General features: G+C 71.0%; 8 protein-coding genes. 7 read left to right on the top strand and 1 reads right to left on the bottom strand.

What is annotated here, in order from left to right; translation table 11 throughout:
- Positions 1–20: 20 nt before the first annotated feature.
- From BMZ92_RS26760 to BMZ92_RS26780, 5 genes are read left to right on the top strand one after another with little or no spacing between them, the layout of a single operon-like run.
- Positions 21–464 carry an SRPBCC family protein gene (locus tag BMZ92_RS26760; RefSeq protein WP_091512956.1) on the top strand — a complete coding sequence of 148 codons (444 nt, stop codon included), beginning with the start codon at positions 21–23 and terminating at the stop codon, positions 462–464.
- A gap of 1 nt (position 465) precedes the next feature.
- Positions 466–1,611 (top strand): ArsA family ATPase, encoded by a 1,146-nt coding sequence (locus BMZ92_RS26765; RefSeq protein WP_091512958.1) that lies wholly within the window; start codon positions 466–468, stop codon positions 1,609–1,611.
- Positions 1,608–1,982 (top strand): hypothetical protein, encoded by a 375-nt coding sequence (locus tag BMZ92_RS26770; RefSeq protein WP_091512961.1) that lies wholly within the window; start codon positions 1,608–1,610, stop codon positions 1,980–1,982. Before BMZ92_RS26765 ends, BMZ92_RS26770 begins: the two co-directional genes overlap by 4 nt.
- 15 nt (positions 1,983–1,997) lie before the next feature.
- Entirely contained in the window at positions 1,998–2,948 is a 951-nt protein-coding gene (locus tag BMZ92_RS26775; protein ID WP_091513002.1) for an ROK family protein, read from the top strand.
- Positions 2,929–3,810 (top strand): NUDIX hydrolase, encoded by an 882-nt coding sequence (locus BMZ92_RS26780; protein WP_091512964.1) that lies wholly within the window; start codon positions 2,929–2,931, stop codon positions 3,808–3,810. The genes BMZ92_RS26775 and BMZ92_RS26780 overlap by 20 nt, the downstream gene beginning before the upstream one ends.
- Here BMZ92_RS26780 and BMZ92_RS26785 read toward each other — a convergent pair.
- Positions 3,800–4,849 carry a zinc-binding alcohol dehydrogenase family protein gene (locus BMZ92_RS26785; RefSeq protein WP_091512965.1) on the bottom strand — a complete coding sequence of 350 codons (1,050 nt, stop codon included), beginning with the start codon at positions 4,847–4,849 and terminating at the stop codon, positions 3,800–3,802. The two genes, BMZ92_RS26780 and BMZ92_RS26785, sit on opposite strands and share 11 nt — an antisense overlap.
- 62 nt (positions 4,850–4,911) lie before the next feature.
- Between BMZ92_RS26785 and BMZ92_RS26790 the strand changes: the two genes are divergently transcribed.
- Both BMZ92_RS26790 and BMZ92_RS26795 read left to right on the top strand, forming a co-directional pair.
- Positions 4,912–5,571, top strand: coding sequence for a TetR/AcrR family transcriptional regulator (locus tag BMZ92_RS26790; RefSeq protein ID WP_091512967.1), 660 nt, complete (start codon positions 4,912–4,914; stop codon positions 5,569–5,571).
- A 202-nt stretch (positions 5,572–5,773) separates the two neighbouring features.
- Positions 5,774–6,985 carry an IS256 family transposase gene (locus BMZ92_RS26795; RefSeq protein ID WP_245783267.1) on the top strand — a complete coding sequence of 404 codons (1,212 nt, stop codon included), beginning with the start codon at positions 5,774–5,776 and terminating at the stop codon, positions 6,983–6,985.
- Positions 6,986–7,022 lie beyond the last annotated feature (37 nt).

The raw sequence follows: 7,022 nt of genomic DNA on the forward strand, positions 1-7,022 counted from the left end.
CGCCCGGTAACCTCTCCGCCATGGCCGACCAGTCCACGCAGTCCATCGACGTCGACGCGCCGCCGGAGCGGGTGATGGCGGTGATCGCGGACTTCGGGTCGTACCCGGAGTGGGCGAAGCAGGTCCGTGAGACCGAGGTGCTCGCCACCGACGGCGACGGCAACCCGAAGCAGGTCAAGCTGACCCTCGACGCGGGGCCGATCAAGGACGTCTACACCCTGGAGTACGACTGGGCGCCCGACGGCCGGTCGGTCAGCTGGCACCTCGTCAAGGGCCAGATGCAGAAGGCGCAGGACGGCCGCTACGAGCTGGCGCCGACCCCGTCCGGCGGCACGAAGGTCACCTACACCCTGTCCGTCGAGCTGGCGCTGCCGATGATCGGCCTGCTGCGCCGCAAGGCGGAGAAGATGGTGATGGACACCGCGCTCAAGGAGCTGAAGCGCCGGGTGGAGGACCTCGGCTGAGATGCGGCTGCTGCTGTTCACCGGCAAGGGCGGGGTCGGGAAGACGACGCTCGCCGCGGCGACGGCGGCCGGGCTCGCGACGCGCGGGTACAAGACGCTGGTGGTCTCGACCGATCCGGCGCATTCGCTGGGGGACGCGTTCGCGCAGCGGCTGGGCGCCGAGCCCGCCGAGGTGGACCACTGCCTGCACGCCGCGCAGGTGGACTCCCGTGGTCTGGTCGACGACGTGTGGCAGGAGCTGCGCGGGAAGCTGCGGTCCGCGCTCGCCGGGGCGGGGATCGACTCCCTCGACGCCGAAGAGCTGACCGTGCTACCCGGGGTGGACGAGCTGCTCGCGCTCACGGAGGTGCAGCGGCTGGCCGAGTCGGGGCGGTGGGACGTGGTGGTCGTGGACTGCGGGCCGACGGCCGAGACGCTGCGCCTGCTCGCGCTTCCCGAGGCCGTTTCCGGGTACCTCAACAGGATGTGGCAGGTGAAGCTCGCGGGCCCGCGCGGCACCGTCGAGGCGGTGCGGCGGCTGGCCGCCCACCTGGAGTCCCTGCGGCGGCTGCTCACCGATCCCGCGACGACCGGCGTGCGGCTCGTGCTGACGCCGGAACGCGTCGTCGTCGCGGAGGCGCGGCGGACGCTGACTTCCCTTGCGCTGCGCGGGATCCGCGTCGAGGGCGCGATCGTGAACCGGCTGATGCCCGCCCCCGGCGTGTGGCGGGGCGCGGCGGCGTCGTGGTTGCGCACGCGGCGGCGGGAGCAGGACGCCGTGCTCGCCGAGCTGGGCGGGGCGGGGCTGCCGGAGTTCGCGCGGGTCGAGCACCGGGCCGCCGAGCCGGTGGGGCTGCCCGCGCTGCTGGAGATCTCCCACGAGCTTTACGGTGACCAGGACCCGTTGACGCTCAAGGACAACACCGAGGCGCCATTGCTGCACGTGTCCGAAGTGGACGGTGGTTACGAGCTGCGGGTGGCGATGCCGCTCGGGCCGGACGCCGCACTGGAGCTGGCACGGGTGGACGACGAGCTGGCGATCACCGTCGACGGTTTCCGCCGCCTGATCGCGCTGCCCGAGGCGCTGCGGCCCTGCTCCGTCACCGGCGCCGCGTCCGACGCGCGTGGCCTGGTCGTGTCGTTTACCCACCCCGGAGGGGCCGAATGAGCGAGACCGACGCGACGAGCCTCGCCGAAGAGGTGCGGCTGCTGGTGGACATGGTGGTGGAGCGGGCCGCGCCGTGGCTGGACGGCCTGGTGGCCGCGGGCCACGGCCAGGGCGACCGGCCGGCGGGCGACTGCGGCTGGTGCCCGTTGTGCGCGGTGGTCGCCGTCGTGCGCGGCGAGCGGCCCGAGTTCGCCGCCCGGCTCGTGGAGCACCTCGGCCAGCTGGTCGCGCTGCTGCGTGCCGTGCTGGCCGACCGGTGGGATCCCGAGCACGGTTTCCACATGCCCGGCTTCTCGCCGGAACCCCCGCCGAAGCCGGAGAACCCGCGCGTGCAGCACATCCCCGTGCAGTGGCGCGGCGAGGAGTCCTGAGTGCACGCGATCGGGCTGGACGTCGGCGGCACGAGCGTCCGCGCCGCCGTGGTGGACGCGCAGGGGTCCATTCTGGACACCGACCGCGTCGGCACGCCACGGGACGAAAGCGCGCTGGAGGACGCGATCACGGGCGTCATCGAGGAGCTGCGCAACCGGCACGAGGACGTCTGCGCGGTCGGTCTCGCGGTCGCCGGGTTCGTCGCGAACGACCGGCGCACGGTCATGTTCGCCCCGCACCTGGCGTGGCGCGCGGCACCGGTCGCCGACCGCATCGCCAAGCGCGTGGACCTGCCGGTGACGCTGGAGCACGACGCGAACGCGGCCGCGCTGGGCGAGCACCGGTTCGGCGCGGCGCGGGGCTGCCGGGTCGCGGCGCTCGTGGCGATCGGCACGGGCATCGGCGCGGCGCTGCTGCTGGACGGCGAGATCTACCGCGGCGCGTACGGGGTGGCGCCGGAGCTGGGGCACCTGACGGTCGTGCCGGGCGGGCGGGCCTGCCCGTGTGGCAAGTACGGCTGCTGGGAGCGGTACTGCAGCGGCACGGCGCTGGCGGCGACGGCGATCGAGCTGCTGGCGCGGCACCCCGGGCAGTCGACGGTGCTGGCGCGCGAGGCGTCGGGCGACTTCGGGTCGATCACGGGACGGCGGGTCGCGGGCGCCGCGCGCGACGGGGACCCGATCGCGCAGCGCGCGGTGGCGGAGCTGGCGAAGTGGCTCGGCGAGGGGCTCGCGCTGGTGTCCGACGTGTTCGACCCGGAGATCGTGGTGATCGGCGGGGGCGTGTCCGGCTCCGCGCCGCTGTTCCTCGACGAGGCCCGCGAGCACTACACGGCGGCGATCACCGGTGCCCGGCACCGCCCGCTGGCGCGCATCCGCACCGCGCAGCTGGGCGACGACGCGGCGATGGTCGGGGCCGCCGCGCTGGCTCTGGAAGCGTGTGACAATGGCGAGGATGGACGGTGACGGTTTCGTCGAGTGCCTTGGCGGGCACCGGCACTGGGGCCGGTTCGGGGCCGCGGGACTGTTGCTGGCCGATCCGGAGCGGGGCGTGCTGTTGCAGCACCGCGCGTGGTGGACCCACCACGGGGACACGTGGGCGCTGCCCGGCGGTGCGCTGAACAGCTCCGAGGACCCTTGGCAGGCCGCGACGCGGGAGGCCGAGGAGGAGACCGGCATCCCCCGTGACGCGGTGCGGCCGCTCTCGTCGTGGACGGTCGACCACGGCGGCTGGACGTACACGACGGTCCTCGCACAGACCGTGCGGCCGGTGCCGGAGATGGTGCTGAACGGCGAAAGCAACGAGCTGCGCTGGGTCGATCCCGAGGACGTCGCGGACTACCCGCTGCACCGGGACTTCGCGTCGGCGTGGCCGGTGCTGCACCCGGAGCTGGGGCGGGAACTGGTGCTGGTCGTGGACGGGGCGAACGTCGTCGGCTCCCGGCCGGACGGCTGGTGGCGTGATCGCGCCGGTGCCGCGGGGCGGTTGCGGGACCGGTTGGCGGGCCTGGTGCGCAGCGGTGTGCGGGGCGAGGACTTCGCGGTGTCGGACGGACCGGAGTGGTCGTGGTGGCCGCGGGTCGTGCTGGTCGTGGAGGGCCGGGCGAAGGGCGTCGAACCGAGCGAGGACGTCGAGGTGGTCGCCGCCGAGCACGACGGTGACTCGGCGATCGTGGACACGGTGCGCGGCCTGCGTGCCGACCGGCCGTCGGACCACGTGACGGTGGTGACGGCCGACCGGGAGCTGCGCAGCCGCGTGACCGCGGAGGGCGCGGCGTACCTCGGACCCGGAACCTTGCTGGCGGCGCTGGACGAGCTCACACAGTGACGACGAGTTTCTTCGCGGAGACGCCGGTTTTGAGGCGTCGCAGCGCCTCGGGGATCCGGTCGAGCCCGTTGCCGACGACGACCGCTTCCGGCGCGGCCCGGTAGGTCCCGCGCGCGAGCGCGGCCGGGAGGAAGTCCGCGTAGATCGCCGGGCCGACCTCGTTGTCCTTGAGCGTGCCGCCCCAGATCCCGCTCACCCGGACCCCGGGGCGGCGGGCGCGGGGGGAGCGCAGGCGCGTGACCTGCTCGGTCTGCGTGGACGTGACACGCTTGCTGCCCTCGGTCCGCGACGCGATCCGGACGGTGGGCACGAGTGATCCCCGTCCGATCGCGAGCGAGCCGGCGAGCGGGCTGTCACCGATCGCACGCACCAGCTCGTCGACGGCCCTGCGGCTCTGGCGGTCGACGACTGCCGCCGCGCCGAGTGACTTCACGTAGTCGAAGTTGCGTGGGGACGCCGTTGCGACGACGCGGTAACCGGCGTTGCGGACGAGCTGCACGGCGTTGCTGCCCACGCTCGTCGAAGCGCCCCACACCAGGACCGTCTCGTGCCGTTCGGGGGCGTCGGCGGTGGGGAGCGCGAGCCCGAGGTGGTCCTGCTGGAACAGTCCGGTCGCTGCGGTGGACAGCGTCAGCGGCAGCACGGCCGCCTGCGTGAAGGGCAGTGAGTCGGGGATGGGGGCGACCATGTGCTGCATGAGCACGACGTAGTGCTGGAAAGCGCCCTCCGCCGCACGGTTCTGCGACTTCTCGACGCCGAAAGCGTGCCCGACGACGCGATCGCCGGGGCGCAACCGCGTCACCCCGGTGCCGACCTCGACCACCTCACCGGCGACGTCCGAGCCCACGACAGCCGGGTAGGTCAGCCACGGCACGACGAAGCGGTAGGCGAAACCCGGCATGCCGTCGACCGGGTTCACGGCCAGCGCCCGCGCCCGGACGACGACTTCGTTCGGCGCCGGAGGTGTGTACGGGGCGGGCCCCACTTCGAAGCGCGCGCCCCGCTTCGGCAGCCACAGCGCCAGGTTCTGTTCGGTCATGACGCTCAATCTAGGCAGTGTCTAGATTCTAGTCAATGTCTAGATTCGCGTAAGGTGGGAGGGTGCCCGATCGTCCCTTCCACCACGGCAACCTCCGCGCGGCCCTGCTCGACGAGGCGGAGAAGGTGCTGCGCGAACGGGGGGCGCGCGCGCTGTCCCTCCGCGAACTGGCGCGCGCGGCCGGTGTCAGCCACGGTGCCCCGAGGACGCACTTCATCGACCGGAACGCACTCCTCGATGCCTTGGCGGAGCGGGGTTTCCTCCGGCTGACGGCTGAGATGCGCACCGCCGCCGACGGTGCGACGGGCGACCACGCGGCACTCCTGCGAGCGGTGGCCTCGGCGTACGTGCGCTTCGCGGTGCGGGAACCGGCCCTGCTGGACCTCATGTTCGCGGCGAAGGTGGACGGGCCGTCGAAGGAGGTGCAGCACGCGGCGGAGGCCCTGTTCGAGACCATGGCGGGCATCATGAACGCGGGTGTGAAAGCGGGCGCCTACAACGCAAACGACGTAACCCGCTTCACACTCCTACTGTCGGCAACCATGCAAGGCATCGCGTCACTGGTAGCCTCCCGCCGAATCACCCCACCCCAAGGCGAATCCCTGATCGACGACGCGATCACAGTCTTCCTAGCCGGCGCAACAGCAACCGCCGCCCGGCAACGCAACGGAAGCGGCCCCACCGCCCACACCCACCCCCACACCGATCCCCAGCCTCATTAGCGGTTGGCTCACCGTGTCAAGGGTGGCGGAGCCATCGCGAAGCGACGCCGTCAGGAGGGACTGTTTCAAGATCGGTGTTTCTGGCCCGACACGCCCGGGCTGAGGTCCGGCGGGATGGGCGCTGTGAGTGATGACATCTGGGGCTGTGACTCCACGTAAGAGTGAGAAGCCGTTGTCGCCGGAGCAGGCCGCTGCGGCGGCGATGGTGGCCGAGGCCCGGCAACGGGGGCTTGAGCTGACCGGCCCGAACGGGCTGTTGAAGCTGTTCACCAAGAACGTGCTGGAAACCGCGCTGAACGAGGAGATGACCGAACACCTCGGTCACGAAAAACACCGCGCTGAGCGCGGTCGTGATTCTACGAATGTGCGTAACGGTGCGCGGAAGAAGACGGTGCTCTCGGACGCGGCTGGCGAAGTGGAGATCGAGGTTCCGCGGGATCGGGAATCGACGTTCGAGCCGCAGATTGTGAAGAAGCGGCAACGCCGGCTCACCGATGTGGACGAGATCGTGCTGTCCCTGTATGCGAAGGGGATGACCACCGGGGAAATCTCGGCGCATTTCGCCGAGATCTACGGCGCCTCGGTGAGCAAGGAAACGATCTCCCGGATCACCGACAAAGTCGTGGCGGAGATGCAGGACTGGGCCAGCCGTCCGCTGGACGCCGTCTACGCCGCAGTGTTCATCGATGCGATCGTGGTCAAGGTCCGCGACGGCCAGGTGGCCAACCGGCCCTTCTACGCCGCCATCGGTGTCACGGTGGACGGCCGCAAGGACGTGCTCGGCCTGTGGGCGGGCAGCGGTGGCGAGGGCGCCAAATTCTGGATGAGCGTCCTGGTCGATCTGAAAAACCGCGGCGTGAAGGACGTGTTCTTTCTCGTCTGCGACGGGTTGAAAGGCCTGCCCGAGGTGGTGGAACAAGTCTGGCCGGCCGCGATCGTGCAAACCTGCATCATCCACCTCATTCGCAATTCGTTCCGGCTTACTTCGCGGAAGTACACCGACGCGCTCAAGCGGGACCTCAAAGCCATGTACGAGGCCCCCAACGCGACCGCGGCGGAAGCCGCTTTACAGGAGCTGGACGACAAATGGTCGACCCAGTATCCGGCGCTGGTCCGGCTGTGGCGCAACGCCTGGACCGAGTTCGTGCCGTTCCTCGATTACGACGTCGAGATCCGAAAAATGATCTGCTCGACCAACGCGATCGAATCACTCAACGCCCGCTACCGGCGCGCGGTGCGGGCCCGCGGCCACTTCCCAACCGAGCAGGCCGCCCTGAAGTGTCTGTATCTTGTGACCCGCAGCCTGGACCCCACCGGCACAGGCCGCGCCCGATGGACGATGCGCTGGAAACCCGTACTCAACGCCTTCGCCATCACCTTCGGTGACCGCTGGCCGGACGCCGAAACCTACTAACCAAACCGCCAGAAACACCGATCACGGGATAGACCCC

This window comes from Amycolatopsis sacchari, from assembly GCF_900114035.1.
GTDB lineage: Bacteria > Actinomycetota > Actinomycetes > Mycobacteriales > Pseudonocardiaceae > Amycolatopsis_E > Amycolatopsis_E sacchari.